The following is a 20,699-nucleotide window of genomic DNA, read 5'->3' as shown; positions in this document are numbered from 1 at the left end:
ATGCGCGCGCGCTGAATGGCGAGATCAAGAATTTCACCGGTGTCGATTCTCCATATGAAGCACCGGAGAAACCGGAGATCCATCTCAAGACGCTCGGCAAGTCGCCTGAAGAGATGGTAGATGCCCTCTTCCACTTCGTCTGACGTCGAGGGGTGCAGGCTCCAATATAATAGCGCCGTTTCACATCGGAGCTTCCGGTATCCAAGATGCGGGGGCTATCTCTCCCGGAAGGCGCGTTGGAACGAATCCACCAAGGGCTTGGTCAGATAAGCCAGAAACGTTCGTTCGCCCGTTGAGATGAATGTCTCGACCGGCATGCCTGGATAGATCTGCTCGGGCTTGACCTGCGGTGGCAGCTTGTTGGCCATTTTAAGCCGGACGGTGAAGTAAGGCAGTCCGGTATTGGGTGCCATCAGCCGGTCGGCCGAAATGTAAAAAACCTTTCCGGACACTTTCGGCGTCGTGCGCGCGTTGAGTGCCGTGAACATCATGTTTGCGTCCTGCCCGACTCTGATTGAGTCGATATCTTCAGGCTTTATCCTGGCCTCGATGATGAGCTCGTTCGTGGTCGGCAGAAGCTCCATCGCGATCTCCCCGGCGCGGATGACGCTGCCTTCGGAATTGTAAAGCGAGCGCACGATGATGCCGTCCACAGGCGCCCGGATCGTCGTACGGTCCAGGACTGATCGCGCAGCGTTGATCTGTTCCTCGAGATCCGCGACCTCTGCCCGTGCTTTGTTCAGTTCCGTGACGGCATCCTCGACCCGGCTGGTTGTAAGCCTTTCAATCTGCTGACGCGCTTCCACAGTCTGGGTCGCCGAGCTGGCGATCTGCGCCTCCAGAGATCCCGCCTGTCCTACCAACTCGGCGGTACTGCGCAGAAGATTGGTATATTCGGATCGATTTGTGAGTCCTTTTTGTAGCAGGTCTTTTTTTCTTTCCGTCTCCTCGTTGACGATCACAAGCTGATTTTCCGCTGCCTTCTTTTGAGCCTTTAGCCCCACAATGGCGTCCTGAAGTGCTGCCACCCTTTGCTTCAGTATCCCCTGTTCCGCGCCATAACGTGCTAGCCGCGCCTGAAATTCCTTGTTTTGCTCGCCGAAGACATCGCTATATTCGGAAGCGCCTGAATAGGCTCCGAGGTCACTGGACAAGACAATACTCTCAAGGCCGTCGCGCTCTGCTTCGAGCCGAGAAATCTCGGCTTTTTGTGCAACCCACTGCTTGAGAACCCGGTTGAGCTGGGACCGCGCCATCGTCGGATCGAGCACGATCAGGGCCTGGCCTCTTGAGACCCTGTCACCCTCGCGAACTCTAATGCTCCTGACAACGCCTCCTTCGAGGTGCTGGATCATGACATTCTGCCCTGCCGCGGCGACCACACCCGGCGCAATGGTTGCTCCAGCAATCGGCGCCGTGGCTGCCCAGAACCCAAAGCCGAGCACGAAAACGGCCACGCTTGCATATCCCGCCAGCATGATCCGATCTGTGCGTGTATCGATGTTGCGCTGCCAGCGATAAGCCTTGGCGCCAGTCTGGATGGTTTGGCTAGGGGCCGTCATTTGCGACTTTTACCTCTACGCGAGCCTGTGACGGGAAAGGCACCACTCCTTCATTGTCATGCGACTGAGCGGCCGCCGCTGCTGCCGCTCGGGCCCGTCGCTGAGCAAGTTCGTCGAGCACGTCCTTGGTCAAACCGTAAATCTCGACCTGACCGTTTAGCAGCATGAGGATGCGATCGCATTTGGAAGCGAGGGAGGGCCGGTGGGTAATGACGAGGACGGTCGTCTTTCGCGACCGCGCTTGGATGATCGCACGCTCGAGCGCGGCTTCGCCGTCGGAATCAAGATTCGCGTTGGGCTCGTCGAGAACCAGTATCTTGGGATCGCCGTAAAAAGCGCGTGCAAGGCCAATGCGCTGACGCTCGCCCCCTGAAAGGCGAACGCCAGCGGGGCCGATCACCGTCGAGTATCCGTTCCTCTGCCCCATGATTAGCTCATGTACCTGCGCCTTCCGGGCCGCTTGAACTAACTTCTCGTCGGATGCGTCCGGCTCAAAGCGCGCAATGTTCTGTGCGATGGTTCCAGGGAAGAGTTCCACATCCTGTGGAAGGTAACCTATGTGACGGCCGAGTTCCTCCGGATCCCAGTTTCGAATATCGCCGCCATCGAGACGGATCGCACCCGAACGGGGTTGGATCGCACCGACGATGAGCCGCGCCAGCGTCGATTTTCCTGCCTGGCTCGGGCCGACGATCGCGACGGTCTGGCCAGCGGGGACCTCGAAAGTCACCCGCTTGATGAGCGGCATCGCACCGTCGGCCGAACCTGGAAGATGATAGACGATCTGATCTGCGCTCAACACTCCATCGGGACTCGGCAATGCTGGGTTTTCCTGCTTGTCCGGCCCGGATTGGGATACCGAAAGCCGCTTCCATGCAAGATTGGCGTCGGTGATCTGCCGCCAGCTTCCAACGATCTGATCAAGAGGTTGCAAGGCCCGCGCCGATATCATCGATGAGGCAAAGATCATGCCTGCGGTCATTTCGTTGTGCAGAACCAGATATGCACCGACGCCCAATATCGCGATTTGCAGCACCGATCGCGTCGTGCGGGACACACCACCATAGAACGCGTTGATGCGAGCCAGTCCGTCGGAGGCGTGCAGTGAGTCTGAAAAACGGATCCCCCAGAACTCTATCGCGTTGGACACCATCCCGAGTGCGCGGACCGTTTCGAAGTTTCGCGCGAAGGCCTGCGCCGAATTCATTGAGGCGCTAAGATTGTCCGCCGCCTCCTTGCTGGGTCGCGAACTCGCGATCTGGTTCAGCACAGCGATGGCAACCATGAGAACCGCACCGATAACCGTTACCAGGAAGAGCAACGGATGGACGAAGTAAAGCAGGCCCACGAAGATCGGTCCAAAAGGGAGGTCGAATAGAAAAAAGATGGTTCGCGAGGCGATGAATCCCCGCAGGGTCGCCAAGTCGCGCAGGGCCTGGACGTCGCCGAGACCGGCACGCGGACCGCTCATTGCCGCAAGAAATGATGATGCACCCAAAGAGACATCCAGCCGAGCGGCGAGCTGGCTCGCATATACGCTGCGCACGACTTCGAGTACGCCGAACAGCAAGAGCGACGATAGGGCAAGCAAGCTCAAATAGGCGAGCGTGTCGAGGTTGGCCGCAGGCAAAACCCGGTCATATACCTGCAGCATGTAGAGAGGCAGGATCAACACCAGGGTGTTCATTGCCGCGGAGAAGAGGCCCATTTCGACCACACTCCTCGACAGCACCCTTCTGTTCGTAAAGCTGGGCATCTAAATCGCACCCGGGGCAAACGATCACATTAGACAATCTGTATATATCATACGGTGTTGCGATGCCACCGGTTGAGATTCTTTTGATAGCCATGATGATGAACGCAAACGGCTAGGCGCTGCGACAATTGCGGTTGTCCAAGGAGCATCGAGGCGAGAAGCCGCGCCCTCCTGCTATGACCAACCAATTTGCGCCGCAATACGCCCTGCTCCTCAGTGCGACTTGAGGTAAGTCTTGCACCCGAGGTCGTGGCGTTGTGGCCAATCCGGCAAACCGGACGTGCGATCCTGGAGCGTACGCATGGTCGCTTCGTAGACGCTTCCGATTTCTCGGTCGATCTCTTGGCGTGCGATGCCTTGAGCCTATGCCGCCCGCACGGCGTCGGCCGCCATGGTGGTCACGACGAGGGCTGCGTCGTCAATTCGCGGCGGTAGATGGTCGCAAATCCATTTGCGTAGGAAATCAGCGGCGCGCCTGCTCATATTCCATTACACCTCAACCCGAGGTAGCCTCGGCGAATTCCTCGTCGGCCTCCACGATGCCATGTGCAGCCGCTCGCTCGAGCCAGAGGTGGCTGGCCAACGGGTCGCGCTCTCCGGCGAGACCTTTGGCGAGATACCGGCCCAGCATGAGTTGGGCCTGGCCATGCCCACATTCGGCGGCGGCCGAGAACCACTTCTGCGCCGCCACTTGGTCGATCGGCAAACCCTGGCCGGAGCTGTGCAGCGCTCCGAGCGCAAACATTGCCCCGACATGACCGGCGGCGGCGGCTCGTTCGAACAACTGCACCGCGGCCTCTGGCGAACGATTGCCGCCACGGCCATTGAGCAGCATCTCCGCGAGTGCCACTTGCGCGTCGAGTATGCCGCCGTCGGCAGCCTGGGCAAACCAGGCGCGGGCCTGCTGCGCATCGGCCGCCACCCCGCGCCCATCCCTGAGGATGCGCGCATACATATATTGGGCCTCGGCCACGCCCTCAGCAGCGCGCCTTAGCCATTGCGCCGCCTGACCTTCGTCCTGGGGCACGCCGACGCCTTTGACGAAACAGAGGCCGAGATTGAATGCGGCGATCAGATCGCCTGACGATGCGGCGGCTTCGAACCATCCTGCTACATTTGTGGTGTCGTCCGCCTCGCCAATCCCTTGCAGAGCGAGGTTGGCCATATCGACTTGTGCTGCCTGATTCCCGCTGGTTGCGGCGGTGCGCAGCCAGCGTGTCCCCTCCTGCTCATCCCTGGCAACACCGTTTCCCGTAAGGTAAAGGGAGCCTAGGGCGCGAGCGGCAGCCTGATGACCCGCCTCGGCCGCCCGTCGATACCATGTTGCGGCTTCTGCATAATCCGGCGGTCGGTACTTCACGTTACGCTCCCCCAGGAGATACGCCGCCTCGACGTTGCCGGCCAATGCGGCACGTCGCATCCACGCCTCCCCGGCCACAGGATCGAGGTCACCGAGGCTCCCCTCGATCATCGCCAATCCCAATCGGAATTGGGCCGATGGCAGGCCTTGCTCCGCAGCCGCTTGATACAGCCGCGCTGCGGCAGCGAGGTCGCCCGCGACGCCCAGCCCGTGCTCGGTGAAGATCGCAAAGAGGTAGATTGCGGTCGGCAAGCCAGCGTCGGCGGCACGACGTACCTCGTCAGCAATTCTGTCCCGTTCCGCGAGACCGCCTTGCCGGGCCAGCGAAAGGGCAAGGCCGAGGCGTCCTTCGGCGCAGCCGGCCGCGGCCGAGCGCTCATACCAGCGGTGCGCTGCATCCGCATCGCGCATCGGTCCGGGACCCCTGGTGAGGATATAGCCGAGGACTGCTTGACCGGTTGCCGAGCCTGCCTCGGCCGCCTTCGTGGCAAGCTCGCGTGCTGCCACGAAGTCCGGCTCACCCAAGGTGTCTTGTTCGAACAGGCATTGCGATGTAGGGCCCTTAACAGCTTCAGATGTCGCCAGTCCGCTCACATAAAGTGCGGCGAGGAGCGCCTGTGCATCGGCGCTCCCGCGTTTTGCTGCCCGCCCGAGCCACCGCGTTCCCTCCACGCGGCTCGGCGGCACACCCGAGCCTTCAAGATAACAACGCCCAACCCGATATTCGGCGTCGGCGATGCCCGCGCGCGCGGCGATCGCCATGAGCGGAAAGGCTTCCGAAGGCCTGCCGCTGTCAAAAAGCTGCACCGCCCGCCGCAATGCTGCCGCAGGGTTGGCGAAACCAGTCAGCCGATCCAGAATTGTCATCGATCCGAGTCCCTGATGTCCTCCATCTGGCCGCTGGCGCGCCGCAGCCTATGGTTCACGCATGGCTTCCTGGCCGATCGGTAGCATCGCGCCGAGAATATATTTGAGCACCGTGCGTTGGCCGACCTTGACGTCAGCGGTCACAGGCATGCCGGGGCTGACGATGAAACCGGCGGGTACCCCGTGCAGCGCAACCTGGTCGATGGAAATGCGAGTCCTATAGAATGGCTCAGCGTCCGAGGGCAGCATGGCCAGGGAACTGTTGGGGTCGCGTGCTTGCTCCTGCGCAGAAAAGGAATCCGGGCTGAGCGTTCGCACGGTGCCGTGGGCGAGGCCGTATTGCGAATAGGGGAAGGTGTCGAACTTGATGACCACGGGGTCGCCGACGTGCACGAAGCCGCTGCTGCGGCCAACCACGTTTGTCTCAATCTCAAGCGGCGCGTCGGCCGGCACCAGCGTGATCAAGCGCTCACCCGACTGGAGGACCGAGCCGACCGAGACTTTCGCCACCGTCTGGACGATGGCGTCTGCTTCGCTTTTCAACTCTACCAACTGCTTACGGAGCCTTGCCTTGTTGAGGAGTTCGCGAGCGTCGGACATCCGAGAGGTCGCGTCGGACAGACCCTGCGAGACTTCCGCTCGCCAGCCTTGAATGTAGCCGTCGCGCTCGGCGGCCACCGCAGCCTGCTGGCGCTTGGCAGCCTCTGCTGTTTGCTCGGCATTGCCGAGCGCCCGCGACATCTCTGCCGAATTGTCTTCCGCGATAAGGGTATTGAGGCGGCTTCCGACCTGTCTTTCTTCCAGCTGTTTGCGCATCTGTTCTATCGATGCCGCGACCGAGAGCCGCTGCCGGTAGCCGAAGGCATCCGATTGAGAACGCGAGATCACCGAACTGAGTTCATCGCGTTGCCGGTCGAAATTCTCCAGCTTGGCCTCGTAGACTGCCTTGCGGCGCTCAAAGATAGACGCCTGCAGGGTCCAGCTCGGGTCGAGACCGTCATAGTTGAAAGCTTGGCCGTCGGCCTCCGCCTTCAACCGCGCCACTTCTGCCTCAAGCGTCGCGACCTGCATCGCCAGCGACTGGAGGTCCGCCGAGGCAAAGGTAGCATCGAGGCGGGCAAGCAATTGCCCGGCTTTTACGTGCTGACCTTCGCGCACGTCGATCGAGCGGACGATCGCCGTCTCCAAAGGTTGCACAATGATATTGGGCGATTTTGAAACCACCAGCCCTCTGGCCGTCACCACCTGGTCGACCGGTATCAGTCCCGCCACGGCGATCAAGGCAACCACCATGCTCGAAATGATCCAGACGACACCGCGCGCCGACCGAGGAATTGGCGCATTGGCGACCGCCGTCGACGGCCATTGGAATTCGAGAATGGCTGGTGTCGTCGGATCGCTCGTTTTTATCCGACGCAAGCGGGCGGGGTGGATGGTGAGAGAGGTGGTGGTCATGGCTTGCTGGACCTGGGGTGTAAGCACTCGAAGTGCAAACTGTCTCGAGTGAAACCGATCCCATCCATTCCATCTTCGGTCGAAGCGCGATGGCCAAAGGAACGGTTCGCCGTCTTGCGGGCGATCATTGTTGAAAGCTCGAATCGACCGCCGCGCGACATCGGTCAACCCGACCGCGGCGGCACGGCGACCGGACGGCCGTGGCGGCCATCGAGGTGCCGGTTCTGCTGCGCCCACAGCTGGCGGTAGAGCGCGCATCGTTCGAGCAGGATCGCGTGGGGGGCGACGTCGAGGACCTTGCCCTGCTCCATGACAAGGATCTGGTCGCACTCGGTGAGCGAAGAAAGCCGGTGCGAAACGATGATCATCGTACGCCCGCTGGCGATGCGCATAAGATTGGCGCTGACGACCGCTTCACTCTCGGGATCGAGTGCGCTGGTCGCTTCGTCGAGGATAAGGACGGTCGGATTGTGGATGAGGGCGCGCGCGATCGCCAGCCGCTGCTTTTGACCGCCCGACAGATTGGGCGACCCTTCCTCGATGTATGTGTCGTAGCCATTCGGCATTCGTTCGATAAATTCTTCGGCGCCTGCCAGATGCGCGGCTCGCATCGCGTCGGAAAGCGTCAGGCCCGCGCGCCCGGCGATGATGTTCTCGCGGATCGACCCGCGGAACAGGAAATTGTCCTGGAGCACCACGCCGAGCCCCTGGCGAAGGTGACGCAGGTTGAATTCCTTGAGGTCGACACCGTCCAGCTTGAGGAAGCCGCTATAGTCGCGGTTGATCCCCTGCAGAAGGCGCGCGATCGTCGACTTTCCCGACCCGCTGCGCCCGACAATACCGAACATGGTGCCTGCCGGAATGTTGAAGCTGACCCGGTCGAGCGCCGGCGTCCTGGTACCGATGTAGCTGAAGGTCAGATCGCTGAACGTGACCTCGCCGACGAGCCTCGGTCTTAAGCCCTGGGAATTCGAACTGCTCTCCAGCGGCCGGTTGAGGACCGACGCCGTCTCGCCGATCGCTGCGCCGACCTCCTCGTAGTCTTCGATCAGGCGCGCCAGCCCGACAAGCGGTTGGGCGACGCGCTGGGAGATCATCATGAAGGCGAACAGGCCGCCTACCATATAGCCGGAACTGTCGTTCATGGCGAGATAGGCCCCAATCAGCATTGTGCCGAGCACCATGGCACGTTCGATCGGCGTTACCAGGGTCTGCGGCCAACTGGCGAACTGCCCGAAAGCCAGACGCGCCCTTCCCGCCTCCGCCACCTGCTCGTCCCAAAGCGCCTTGCGTTGCGGCTCGAGACCTAGTGCCTTCACGGTCTTTATCCCGACGACAGTTTCGCCGAGTGCCGCCGACTTCCATGTCTCGGCTTCAATCACCCGCTGGTACCTCCGGCGCAGCGGCTTGAGAAAGGCAAGAATGATCAGTACGATCGCGCCTGCGCAGGCAATCACGATCCAGGCGAGCTTGGCGTTGATGTAGAACATCACCGGTACCAGCACGCAGAGTGTTATCAGATCAAGGAACGTGCTGAGGAGTTTGCCGGTCAGGAACTCGCGGATGCGATAGACCTGGGCGAGATGGTACAGCGTCTCGCCGGCCGGATGACGCTCAAAATAGTCAAGCGGCAGGCGCAGGAGCCTACTGAAAATGTGCAGTTGCAGCTTGGTGTCCAGGCGGGCGCCGACGACGTTGATGATCAGCCGCCGTGCGTGACCTAAGAGCGTTTCGTAGGCGAAGACGACGGCGATTATGGCCGACAAGAGCAACAGTGTCGAGACACTGTTGAACTGCAGCACCTTGTTGACCACCGTCATGACGATGAGCGGCGGCAGGATGGTAAGGACGCTGAGCGTGAACGAGGCGATGGCGACGTCACGCAGAGGCCGGCTTTCGAGCCGTACCAGTTCGGCGAGCCAGCCGAGAGTGAAAGGCGCGTCCGCCGCAACAGAGGATCGCGCATTTCGCAGCAGCACCGCCTCGCCCGTCCACACCTGCGACAGGCGCAACTCGTCGATGGCGGTGGATTCACCGTCATCAGGCGCGTCCGCGCCTTTGAGGAAAACCAGGTTGCGCTCGGCACTGGCCCCGGTGAGGATCCCCGCGCCGCCATCGCTGAACAGCAGGACGACTGGCCCGGTATCCTGGAAGCGCAAGAGGTGGGACCAGCGAACGCGGACGGCGCGAGACCACATACCGCCGTTGCGCGCCCACTCGGACAGGTCAGCGGAGGTTGGAAACGGGCTTGCGCTCGCCGCCCTGAATTCGTTCGGGTCGAGCTCTACCCCGTGATAGCGGGCGACCCGCAACATCGCCTTGAGACGCTGCCCGACCTCTTCAAACTCGGCGGGACCACCGGGAAGCCGCCCCAGTTCGGTCGTATCGGCTTCGATGCCGGCGCGGACCGCCACCGGCTGGATTTCGGCGCTCAGAGGGATATTCACCATGGGCTTCCCTCAGACACGCAAGCGCCGATACCCCAGGCGCCCGCCGATACCTCAAGCGGGGACTGATTGATGCCGAGCCGGCCGGTCGGACGGAACCGTCCCCGGTCGGAAATGGCGGGCGCGCGGACCCTGCTTTCCGCAGAGCGCGCGCGCCCGTTTCTCAGCCTTGGACTGGTTCCTATCGTGGTCTGTCCACTTACCATTCCTGCTCACTCATGCGGCTTCAGAATATCCTTCAGAGCCTTCTTCACCGTGTCGTCGCTGTTGGCGCTGCCCGCACCATGCTTGGGGTCCGAGGTCAGGTCGGTGCTCGCACCCAGCGGCTTGTTCTGGTTCTGGCCAAATCCCGTGATCGTGTTGAGCACGTTCAGGAGGTCCGTCGTCACCGAACCGGCCGCTAGTCCGATGAGCTGGCGGAACGACGCAGGGCTTACGGCATCACTGTCGGTCGAGCCGGATTGCAGGAACTGCGTCGAGTCCTTGAGCCCGAGGGTGCTGGCCGTGACCGTGGCGGTGTGACCGTCAGGGGAGCCATCGGCGTCAGTGCCATCATTGGGATGGCCTTTCCCCGGATTGCTGCTGTCGTTGTGGTCAGGATCGTTGCCGCCACCGTTGTTGCCATGGTGGTGGTCACCGGTCTCACCGCCAGGCCCTGTCGCTCCGGTCGGACCTGTCGGACCAGGCGCTCCGGTCGAGCCAGTTGCACCGGTCGAACCTGTCGCTCCGGTCGAGCCAGTTGCACCAGTCGAACCTGTCGCTCCAGTCGAGCCGGTAGCTCCGGTTGCCCCGGTCGAGCCAGTTGCCCCGGTCGAACCTGTCGCTCCGGTCGAGCCGGTAGCTCCGGTCGAGCCAGTTGCTCCGGTCGAGCCTGTCGCTCCGGTTGAACCAGTCGAGCCGGTATGCCCGGTGGCACCAGTAGAGCCAGTTGCTCCGGTTGCACCAGTCGAGCCTGTCGAGCCAGTTGCCCCGGTCGAACCTGTCGCTCCGGTCGAGCCGGTGGCTCCGGTCGAACCGGTCGCTCCAGTCGAGCCGGTCGAGCCGGTTGCACCAGTCGAGCCGGTATGCCCGGTGGCACCAGTAGAGCCAGTTGCTCCGGTTGCACCAGTCGAGCCTGTCGCACCAGTTGCTCCGGTCGAGCCGGTAGCTCCGGTCGAGCCAGTTGCACCAGTCGAACCTGTCGCTCCAGTCGAGCCGGTCGCTCCAGTCGAGCCGGTCGCTCCAGTCGAGCCGGTATGCCCGGTGGCACCAGTAGAGCCAGTTGCTCCGGTTGCACCAGTCGAGCCTGTCGAGCCAGTTGCCCCGGTCGAACCTGTCGCTCCAGTCGAGCCGGTGGCTCCGGTCGAGCCGGTCGAGCCGGTCGCTCCAGTCGAGCCGGTATGCCCGGTGGCACCAGTAGAGCCAGTTGCTCCGGTTGCACCAGTCGAGCCTGTCGCACCAGTTGCTCCGGTCGAGCCGGTCGCTCCGGTTGAACCAGTCGAGCCGGTATGCCCGGTGGCACCAGTAGAGCCAGTTGCTCCGGTTGCACCAGTCGAGCCGGTCGAGCCAGTTGCCCCGGTCGAGCCGGTCGCTCCAGTCGAGCCGGTTGCGCCAGTCGAACCGGTAGCTCCGGTCGAGCCGGTCGCTCCAGTCGAGCCGGTCGCACCAGTTGCTCCGGTCGAGCCGGTCGCTCCGGTTGAACCAGTCGAGCCGGTATGCCCGGTGGCACCAGTAGAGCCAGTTGCTCCGGTTGCACCAGTCGAGCCTGTCGAGCCAGTTGCCCCGGTCGAGCCGGTCGCTCCAGTCGAGCCGGTATGCCCGGTGGCACCAGTAGATCCAGTTGCTCCGGTTGCACCAGTCGAGCCTGTCGAGCCAGTTGCCCCGGTCGAGCCTGTCGCACCGGTCGCTCCAGTCGAGCCGGTCGAGCCAGTTGCCCCGGTCGAGCCTGTCGCACCGGTTGCTCCAGTCGAGCCGGTTGCACCAGTCGAGCCGGTCGAGCCGGTTGCACCAGTCGTACCTGTCGCTCCAGTTGAGCCGGTAGCTCCGGTCGAACCGGTCGCTCCAGTCGAGCCGGTTGCCCCGGTCGAACCTGTCGCTCCAGTCGAGCCGGTTGCCCCGGTCGAACCTGTCGCTCCAGTCGAGCCGGTAGCTCCGGTCGAGCCCGTCGCACCAGTCGAGCCGGTAGCTCCAGTCGAGCCGGTCGAACCTGTCGAACCAGTCGAGCCGGTAGCTCCAGTCGAGCCTGTCGATCCAGTCGCTCCAGTCGAGCCGGTCGAACCAGTAGAGCCAGTTGCTCCGGTAGAGCCCGTCGAGCCTGTCGCACCAGTCGAGCCGGTCGCACCGGTCGAGCCAGTCGAGCCCGTCGCACCGGTCGAACCAGTTGCTCCGGTCGAACCAGTAGAGCCAGTTGCTCCGGTAGAGCCCGTCGAGCCTGTCGCACCAGTCGAGCCGGTCGAACCTGTCGAACCAGTCGAGCCAGTTGCTCCGGTCGAACCAGTAGAGCCAGTTGCTCCGGTAGAGCCAGTCGAGCCCGTCGCACCGGTCGAGCCGGTCGAACCTGTCGAGCCGGTCGAGCCAGTTGCTCCGGTAGAGCCAGTCGAGCCCGTCGCACCGGTCGAGCCGGTCGAACCTGTCGAGCCGGTCGAACCAGTAGAGCCGGTCGAGCCAGTAGAGCCGGTCGAGCCGGTTGCTCCAGTCGAACCGGTCGAGCCGGTCGAACCAGTCGCTCCGGTGTCACCGGTTGCACCTGTGGCTCCCGTCGAGCCGGTCGAGCCGGTTGCTCCAGTCGATCCGGTCGAGCCGGTCGAACCAGTCGCTCCGGTATCACCGGTTGCACCTGTGGCTCCCGTCGAGCCGGTCGAGCCGGTTGCTCCCGTAGAGCCGGTCGAGCCGGTTGCTCCAGTCGATCCGGTAGAGCCGGTCGAGCCTGTCGCTCCGGTATCACCGGTTGCACCTGTGGCTCCCGTAGAACCGGTCGAGCCGGTTGCTCCAGTCGATCCGGTCGAGCCAGTCGCCCCGGTATCACCGGTTGCACCTGTGGCTCCCGTAGAGCCGGTCGAGCCGGTTGCTCCAGTCGATCCGGTCGAACCGGTCGGGCCTGTCGCTCCGGTATCACCGGTTGCACCTGTGGCTCCGGTAGAGCCGGTCGCGCCAGTTGCTCCTGTCGAGCCGGTCGCGCCAGCCGGACCCGTTGCGCCTACAGTACTGGTGCTGAAAGTGCCAATATCAAATTGATTGCCCCCGTTCCCATTGGCGGGGCCAAAGATCGGCCCATCCGCAAAATTATACGTATTTCCAGCTCCAGGTGTAAGCGTTCCGTATAAATTAAAACCGCTATCATATATTTTATAAGTATGAGTCGGATCTGGAATTGTTATCGTCACTGCAAATTCGCTGACAACTCCATTTCCAGACTGCGGAAGCGGAAAGCTACCTACCAACAGATCAGGATTGGCCGTGATGTCTACTAAATAGTACGTATTTATACTGGCACTTCCATTCTGGGTGGTTAAGTTGCCGGTGAGAGTCAGATCAACCGAAAGCACTCCTGTATAAATTAGTGCGCCAGCTGAAGTCAGCGGCGGCAGCGACCCGGGTGCGTTCACGCGCGCGGACAGCTCCCATGCGCCGCCCAGGGCCGCTGCGCCAACCAGCGATCTCGATGCGCAGACGTCCGCGCCGACGGCCTCTTCTAGCGCCGCCACGAAGGTCTCGCCCCCATTGCCCGATGCCGTCTCGCAGCTCCACAGCCGCAGTTCGCCATCAGCGGCAAGCGCCCGGCCGATTGCGGCAAGATCCTCAGCCTCTTCCTTCAATGTGGCGGTCGACCACTCTCCTGCAGTGAAGCTAACCTGGCCAGGCGCGCCATGCGCAATCACGTGCACTGCATCGAGCCCTGCATGCCCTGCGAGCGCGGCAGCGATCTGCTGCGCCGCCGGCCGGCGGCCGTCGAGCACAATCGCTTGAACCTCGGGGCGCAGGTTGCCGAGAACCGTCTGGAGGTCGGAGACTGAAGGATCGACAAAAAGAATTTCAGAGGCACGGGCCATGACTGGCTCCTGTTGGCTTCGAATTCAATTCACGGGGACACAGCCCACCGGCCTGGCCGGCGAGCGCTGGGGACAAGGGGCTTGAGACGCGTCACCTTCCGGACGACCCGACGGCGTCGTCGGGACGTTGTACGGCTGGGGTCTCGACGCGAAGGAAGCTGGCGGCCTGGAAATTCCCGCCATCATCAAACGTTCCAATGACAAGTGAGCCGGCGGTGCTTGGGACCTTGACGGTGAGAGCGACGGCGAGGCTTCGCTTGACGGCTTTGGGCAGAATGACCTGACCGACGATCGCGCTCTTGGCCGTGTCCAGAATGAAATAAGGTGCATTTTCGGTCGTGTCGCCGATCGGCAAAACGCCCCGAACAGTGACTTCCATGACCGCAAATCCTGCTGTGTAGCTCATCATGTCCTCCTCGTCGCTGCGGCCATGCCGCAGCTTCCTTTTGTTTCGTATCCTCAGATTTCAACTGCTGGGTTCAACCGCCGAGCGCACGCGACCCGCGCGCATCGGCGGATCGATAAAGTCTGGACCCACCTTGGCTGCAACTCCGCAAGCCAACCGGCGACGCGCAGGGTGACGAGACCGGAGCGCAAGACTTGACGGCGTCTTCGCGCCGCTCGATCGAACGTCTTCAATGAGGTGGGTGTGAAGTTCGCAGGCATGCTGCGACCCACGGGGCGCAGAGGAAAACCCGTCAATCTCGGGACAATCCTGGCTAGCGGCCCGGTGCGGATAATTGGGGGACTGATCGAAGCCGAACCCGCGTCGCGAGCGCATCGTTTCGTACTTGGTATCACGCCAACCACAGCCAACTCCCGTAACGCACGTGTCGATTTCTCGACGACGACTTGCGAGGGAACTGACTACTCGCGAAGGAATATCAGGTTAGGAAAACGCTGGCCTTGAGTTCAAGGCGGTACGACGTCTTCTCCAGCACGCCAACAAACGCCCCATGCGCCCTAACGCACGAAGTGACTTGGCCCTGCGCGCCCTCACGCACAAAGTAATTTGCTCCAGATACTCTCCTGCCCTTGCAGACTGCGCAGCCGACAGGCCCTCTGCCCGGTCCGCGGCTACCTTCCCATGCACAAGACATTAGTAGATTCTAAATTTAGCAACTTGTAAATAACCAAGTTAACGATTTATTAATTGTTGAGAACAAGCAACTAGTTTTCGGTCGAGATCGAAATGGCGCGCATGGCCCAAACGCCTTGAAAAAACCGAGGCTTAAAGACGTCCCCTTGGTTCGCGTCGAACCCTCGATGTCGCGGAGGAATTTGTGCGTCAGCGATTGAGCCGACGGGAACGTTTGTTCGCAAGCCCTCGGTCCAAGGTGAACACGAGCCACTTGCTGTGACGGAAACCGCTGGCTAACAATGGATAGGGTTGAGATGCTGAACAGGAAGGGGCAATCGATCTCTGCAACAAACGCCATGCAAATGGCCGAGGCCGCGCGGAATGTCTCTTGCGAACTGTTCCCCTTCAACAAATTTCGAGCAGCGTGTAACGAACGCCGCTCCGCCGAGGGATTAGCATGAGCACCATCGGCCTATGCATGATCGTCAAGAACGAGGCACAGGTCATTCTGCAATGCCTCGCCAGCGCGCTTCCTCTCGTTGACTATGTGCTCGTCGTCGACACAGGTTCCAGGGACGGCACGCAGGATCTCATCCGTACCTTCCTGACCACCCACAATATCAACGGCGCAGTCATCGACGAGCCCTGGCGGGACTTCGCATACAACCGAACCTTCGCCCTTGACCGGCTGCGTGAAGTCGAGACGGTCGACTACGCCATGATCATCGACGCGGATGATTTTGTGATCCAGGACCCCGGCTTCGATCCGATCGAGTTCAAGTCTCGGATGGAACACGATCTATACGACATCGAGGTGTCGCATGGTGGCATTTCGTTTTATCGCCCGCAGATCTGCCGCAACCGGCTGCCGTTCTCTTTCAAGGGCGTGCTGCACGAATATCTCGAGGCCCCTCCTGGCCATTTCACACGCGAGACCGCCAAGGGGTTTCGCGTGGCGACGGGGCGTGGCGGAGCACGCAGCCAAAACCCGCGAAAGTACCAAGACGACGCGGCTGTTCTTGAAAATGCGCTTGCGACGGAGACCGACCCCTTCCTCGTTTCGCGATACACTTTCTATTTGGCGCAGAGCTACAGGGATTGCGGTGAACGTGAAAAATCGCTGGGGAACTATCTGAAGCGTGCCGAATTGGGTTTTTGGGACGAGGAGGTCTATGTCAGCCTGCTCGAGGCGGGCAATCTCATGGCAGCGCTGGCACGGCCATTCGACGAGGTCGTTGCCGTCTTTGAGCGTGCGACGCAGATCGTTCCCATGCGCGCGGAGGCTCTTCACGCCGCGAGCCTATATTGCCGCAACCAGGGTCGGAATGCGGAAGGAATGGAATTTGCGCGTCGAGGGCTCGACCTTACCCAACCCGCCGGGCTTTTCGTACAGCCCTGGGTCTACGATTACGGAGTGCTCGACGAGTTTGCTGTCAATGCCTACTGGACAGGCGCCTACCGGGAATCGCTCGATGCCTGTCTGAAGTTGCTCGCCACTGAAAAATTGCCTGCGCAAATGGCGAAGCGTGTGCTGGCCAACGCGCGTTTCGCCACCGACAAACTTCCGTTCCACGAGGCGCCGAAACTTGGGGCGTTCGGGGCCGAGAGCTTGATCGATCAGCACAAGCTTGTGCGGCAGCGTTCGTTGCGGTCGCGCATGAAAGGCACGCCACGCATCCTTATAGCAATCTTGGCAAAGCAGAAGGAGCCGGCACTGCCGCTTTACCTTGAGTGCATCGAGGCGCTCGACTACCCGAAGGAGTCGATCGTCCTCTACATCAGGACGAACAACAACACCGACCGGACCGGCCATATATTGCGCGAATGGGTAGAGCGTGTTGGCCACCTCTATGCGGCGGTTGAGTTCGATGCCTCAGACGTGGCCGATCGTGTGGAGCAGTTTGGCGAGCACGAATGGAACGAGACGCGCTTCAGGGTGCTCGGCCGAATCCGCAACATAAGCTTGCGGAAAACGCTCCAGCACGGCTGCGATTTCTATTTCGTTGTCGACGTCGACAATTTCGTACGGCCGGCCACGCTGCGGGAACTTGTCGCGCTCGACTTGCCAATCGTCGCTCCCCTGCTTCGCTCCATCTCGCCCGGCCAATACTATTCGAACTATCACGCCGAGATCGATGCGAACGGCTATTATATGCAGTGCGATCAATATGGCTGGGTGCTTAACCGCCATGTGCGTGGCATTATCGAGATGCCGCTCGTGCACTGCACCTATCTCGTCCGCGCCGATGTGCTGATCGAACTGACATATGAGGACGCCACATCTCGGTACGAGTACGTCATCTTTGCCGACAGCGCCAGGAAGGCCGGCGTCGTCCAGTATATGGATAACCGACAAGTCTATGGCTACATCACCTTTGGCGATGGCCAATACCATGTGAGTGACGGGATCGAGCGGGCTCGAGCGCTGTTGCATGGTGCGGGCGATACCCCCGCATTCACCGCCGCCCCGCTCTCTGTCTCCGGGACGATGCCAGCCCGGCCTGTCGAGCCAACGGGTTCGCCGAAAATTCACCTGATAAACCTCGACCGCAGTGTCGAGCGCTGGAGCAGGTATCAAAGCAACAACTGGCATCTGATGCACAATACGGTTCGCGTATCGGCCGTTGACGGCACTTCTCTCGACAGGGGGGCGCTTGTCGAGGAAGGGCTGATTACCAGTGATTGTCCGTATCCCCCAGGCACGCTGGGATGCGCTCTATCGCATATCAACTTATGGAAGCTGTCGGCTTCAGAGAACAAGACAATCACGATTTTTGAAGACGATGTTCGATCATCGTTTCGATTCATGGAGGAATCCGCCGATATTTTATCTCAAGCACCAGCGGATTGGGATATGATACAGTGGGGCTGGATATTTGATCCATCTTTCATTTGGTTGGATTTTGGTTTCTCGAAGGCCAAGCTGGATTTCTACGATCGCCGATATACCAATAGAACTGCCTTGTTTCAGTCCGAGAAATTGGCCAGATCCCTCATCAAGGTTGAGCATTCATTTGGGCTTCAGGCCTACACAATCACACCAAGAGGTGCGCGGATACTTCTGGAAAAGTGTCTACCGCTACGAAGCAGAGTTATCCCATTTCCTGGAACTGCCGTCGTCCTCGACGACACGGGTATCGACTGCGCGATGTGTGCGGCATATGACTCGATGAAGGCTTTCGTCTGTATGCCGCCGCTCGTTATCCATGATGACGAGCAGGCGTCAGACCGGACGGACGCCGATCGCCGAGAGCTGAGGTAGCTAGTCATTTTGGAAGCACAACGGACCACCATAGCCCGACGCGCAAAGTTCCTGACAAAGCCGCCTGTGGGGTGCTGGGTCTCGATACAGTCGCACGCCAATGTCGACGCGACGAGTCATATTCGATCAGGTGCAAAGGCCGGCGAAAGCCGGAACCCCTCGCAGGCAAGCATCGGTGGCAGGTAAGATACCAACCCCCCGGGAGAACGGCGTGAATATAGCAGGTCACATCACACTTCTCGTTCACCCAGGGATGGTGAAGGTGCTCGCAAGCCTGGTTCAGATGCTCGCCGATGGGCTGCGTGAGATTTCCATCGAAACTGATATCGTTCATGAATTGCCGCAGGGGTTCAGCGGCCAGGCAATTGTACTTGGCGCTAACCTGTATGGAGAGGCTGGTCTAGCTAGCTTGCCAGCCAACTCCATTATATTTAACGTTGAAAACTATAAATCAAATTGGATGTCTAACGAATACACGAACATACTCCGCCGATTCCCAATTTGGGACTTCAACGAAAGTAATTCAAGATTTTTATCAAAATTAATATCTCGGCCAGTGCGCTATCTTGAGCTTTTCTACACCAGCAGTCTGTCAAGAATTGTTGATATAAATGAAGAGGATGTCGACGTCCTGTTCTATGGATCCTTTAACGAGAGGCGCTCCAAAATACTTGATGAAATGCGTTCGCGCGGGCTGCGTATTGAGGCGGTGTACAACGTATTCGGCGACCAACTTGACCAGTTAATCGCGCGATCGAAAGTGGTGCTCAATTTGCACTTTTATGATAGCGGACAGTTTGAAATCATTCGCATTTTCGATCTGTTGGCGAACAAGCGCGCTGTCGTAAGCGAAGTAAACCAGGGCGAACTGGTGGATGCCGACTTGGCTGGTGCTTTTGTCGCAGCCCCTTACGAGAACCTGGTCGATGCGACCGAAGCGCTAGTTAACGATCCAGATCGACGTCATAAAGTTGCAACAGCGGGCTTCCAGGCATTTCGTCAGCGTATCGCCAAGAAAATACTTCCTGAAGCCCTAGCCTGGAGTAATCTGCCCCGCCTTCCGGCCGATATGGCGATCGGCAGCGGCAAGATGTACGATCCACACTTGCTCAATGTCGACATCAGCAGCGAATGGAACCCTGACATTGTTGCGGACATATCAGACCCTGAACTGTTTGCCCACAAGTTTACGTCGACGCGTTTCGGCGATATTAGCTTAAAGCCAGAAATGTTTGTTAGCATAACTGCATCACACGTACTCGAACATATACCATCTCTTACGGTAGCAATGAGGAATTGCCTCGATTTGTTGACGAACGATGGTGTTCTAAAAGTATATGTTCCATATGATCTATCATACGGCGCATGGCAGGACCCTACCCATGTGCACGCCTTCAATGAGCGAAGTTGGCTCTACTATTGCGAATGGTACTGGTATCTCGGCTGGGCCGAAGCCAGATTCGATTTGATTGAGCAGACCTTCCACTACAGTCCCTTGGGCCACAACCTGGCAGCACAAGGCGTTTCACACGACGAGATTTTGCGTAGCCCGCGGGCGGTGGACGAGATGCATGTGGTGCTGCGCAAGCGGCAGCTAACTGAGGCTGAGCGTGCCCATGGACGCCAAATGCGGGGTGATATCCGCGCGTGAAACTCGATGCGAACTGCTTGCCCCTTGTTGAAGCGCATCATCCTAGGAGAAGGTTCCCGATCGCGCTCCTTCTACACCTCAATGTATGTTTGGACCAAGGAGCATCAGCTGACGAACAGGCGACAGTTTGGCATACTAGCTGCCGTCTCATTGGCTACCACCTTGGCTACGCTGTTGAGTCATTCGCGGAAAGGCTACGCAGCCATGTCTCCCAAATCTGCCAAGGTCGGCGCGCAGCGAACCCTCCTCACCGCTCCCATCGAGCTCGCCGGCGACTGGGGCCGTATGCTGGAGGGCGCTGCCGTTCAGGTCGTCGAGCGCATGCGGCACGCCTGCCTTGACAGCGTGCGCCTGCTGTCCGACCGCCAGCCGACGCGGCTGCGTATCGACGAGCACACTTCAGGTACGCCGGCCATCTGGCTGCATCCGGACGGCAGTAGCATGGCGTGGATCATTGTCGACATCGGTGAGCGCGACTGGTCGAAGCTTGCCTACCAGTTCGGGCACGAGCTCGGCCACGTCATGGCCAACAGCTGGCAGGCCGACGCCAAGCCGGCGCCGCCCTGCCAGTGGCTCGAGGAAGCGACAGTCGAGGCATTCTCTCTGCGCGGCCTGGGGCGCCTGGCGAAGAGTTGGAAAGAGAACCCGCCCTTCGCCGGCGACAACGCCTTCGGCGATGCCATCACCCGGTATCGCCAGGACATTATCGACCGCTATGCGGCCCTCGCTGAAAGCCAGGGGCTCACGCGCGACGCCGCTGCGTGGTTCGCCGACCATCGCGGCGAAATCGAAATGCCCGCCCTCAATCCATTCGCCCAGGCGATGTCCTTGACCATCCTCGCCGAATACGACCGCGCACCGGACTGCGTCGAGGCGCTGGGCGCACTCAACCGCTGGCCCGGCCGAAGCAGCATTCCGATCGCCGAATATCTCCGGCAATGGGAAAACAGCTGCAAGCAATTGCACGCCTCGCCGCAACTGCCGCGCCGCTTGCAGGACTTGTTGCGTACGCAACGGTTTAAGTAAAAGTGAGCGCCGAGCTCCATCGGTCCGGCCTCGGACCGTGTGTCCTGTACGCTAAAAGGACTGTTTCGCAGTCTTTCCCTACTCGATTGTTCTAAAGCATCATAACGCATTGATCCATAGAGGAAATCTTTCCCCTGACGACGGAGAACCGTATCCGGATCCGTCGGAAATTCTCGCTCTTGAATTCAGAGGAGAATTTCGGCG

At 60.4% G+C, this 20,699-nt stretch carries 12 protein-coding genes and 1 pseudogene; 5 read left to right on the top strand and 8 right to left on the bottom strand.

What is annotated here, in order from left to right:
• On the top strand, positions 1-143 hold a 143-nt coding region (locus tag O7B34_RS30135), incomplete at its 5' end, for an adenylyl-sulfate kinase (protein ID WP_337130513.1).
• Between the two features lie 72 nt (positions 144-215).
• On the opposite strand, the gene O7B34_RS30130 is transcribed toward O7B34_RS30135, so the two are convergent.
• From O7B34_RS30130 to O7B34_RS30105, 6 genes are all read right to left on the bottom strand, one after another.
• Entirely contained in the window at positions 216-1,562 is a 1,347-nt protein-coding gene (locus O7B34_RS30130; RefSeq protein WP_337143228.1) for an HlyD family type I secretion periplasmic adaptor subunit, read from the bottom strand.
• Complete coding sequence (locus O7B34_RS30125) at positions 1,549-3,318, bottom strand: type I secretion system permease/ATPase (RefSeq protein WP_337149401.1); 1,770 nt, start codon at positions 3,316-3,318, stop codon at positions 1,549-1,551. The genes O7B34_RS30130 and O7B34_RS30125 overlap by 14 nt, the downstream gene beginning before the upstream one ends.
• A 496-nt stretch (positions 3,319-3,814) precedes the next feature.
• Complete coding sequence (locus O7B34_RS30120) at positions 3,815-5,545, bottom strand: tetratricopeptide repeat protein (RefSeq protein ID WP_337149400.1); 1,731 nt, start codon at positions 5,543-5,545, stop codon at positions 3,815-3,817.
• A gap of 48 nt (positions 5,546-5,593) precedes the next feature.
• Entirely contained in the window at positions 5,594-7,000 is a 1,407-nt protein-coding gene (locus O7B34_RS30115) for an HlyD family type I secretion periplasmic adaptor subunit (protein WP_337149399.1), read from the bottom strand.
• Between the two features lie 164 nt (positions 7,001-7,164).
• Positions 7,165-9,450 (bottom strand): peptidase domain-containing ABC transporter, encoded by a 2,286-nt coding sequence (locus O7B34_RS30110; protein WP_337149398.1) that lies wholly within the window; start codon positions 9,448-9,450, stop codon positions 7,165-7,167.
• 209 nt (positions 9,451-9,659) lie between these two features.
• A complete protein-coding gene (locus O7B34_RS30105; RefSeq protein ID WP_337149403.1) occupies positions 9,660-9,836 on the bottom strand; it encodes a hypothetical protein in 177 nt (58 codons plus the stop codon).
• A gap of 214 nt (positions 9,837-10,050) precedes the next feature.
• On the opposite strand from O7B34_RS30105, the gene O7B34_RS30100 reads away from it, so the two are divergent.
• Positions 10,051-12,660, top strand: a complete 2,610-nt coding sequence (locus tag O7B34_RS30100) for a DUF4573 domain-containing protein (protein ID WP_337149397.1) — start codon at positions 10,051-10,053, stop codon at positions 12,658-12,660.
• A 383-nt stretch (positions 12,661-13,043) separates the two neighbouring features.
• Here O7B34_RS30100 and O7B34_RS30095 read toward each other — a convergent pair.
• Both O7B34_RS30095 and O7B34_RS30090 read right to left on the bottom strand, forming a co-directional pair.
• Positions 13,044-13,475 (bottom strand): annotated as a pseudogene (locus O7B34_RS30095) (DUF4347 domain-containing protein); the annotation flags it as partial.
• Between the two features lie 91 nt (positions 13,476-13,566).
• Positions 13,567-13,881, bottom strand: coding sequence for a hypothetical protein (locus O7B34_RS30090; protein ID WP_337149396.1), 315 nt, complete (start codon positions 13,879-13,881; stop codon positions 13,567-13,569).
• Between the two features lie 1,132 nt (positions 13,882-15,013).
• On the opposite strand from O7B34_RS30090, the gene O7B34_RS30085 reads away from it, so the two are divergent.
• From O7B34_RS30085 to O7B34_RS30075, 3 genes are all read left to right on the top strand, one after another.
• Complete coding sequence (locus O7B34_RS30085) at positions 15,014-17,818, top strand: glycosyltransferase family 25 protein (RefSeq protein WP_337149395.1); 2,805 nt, start codon at positions 15,014-15,016, stop codon at positions 17,816-17,818.
• Between the two features lie 211 nt (positions 17,819-18,029).
• Positions 18,030-19,469 (top strand): glycosyltransferase family protein, encoded by a 1,440-nt coding sequence (locus O7B34_RS30080; RefSeq protein WP_337149394.1) that lies wholly within the window; start codon positions 18,030-18,032, stop codon positions 19,467-19,469.
• Positions 19,470-19,631: 162 nt separating this feature from the next.
• Positions 19,632-20,495 carry a hypothetical protein gene (locus O7B34_RS30075; RefSeq protein ID WP_337149393.1) on the top strand — a complete coding sequence of 288 codons (864 nt, stop codon included), beginning with the start codon at positions 19,632-19,634 and terminating at the stop codon, positions 20,493-20,495.
• Positions 20,496-20,699 lie beyond the last annotated feature (204 nt).

The organism is Mesorhizobium sp. Cs1299R1N3, from assembly GCF_037179625.1.
In the GTDB taxonomy this organism is placed as follows: Bacteria; Pseudomonadota; Alphaproteobacteria; order Rhizobiales; family Rhizobiaceae; genus Mesorhizobium; species Mesorhizobium salmacidum.
The sequence above is the reverse complement of the archived record's forward strand: the minus strand, read 5'-3'. Positions and strand labels throughout refer to the sequence as shown.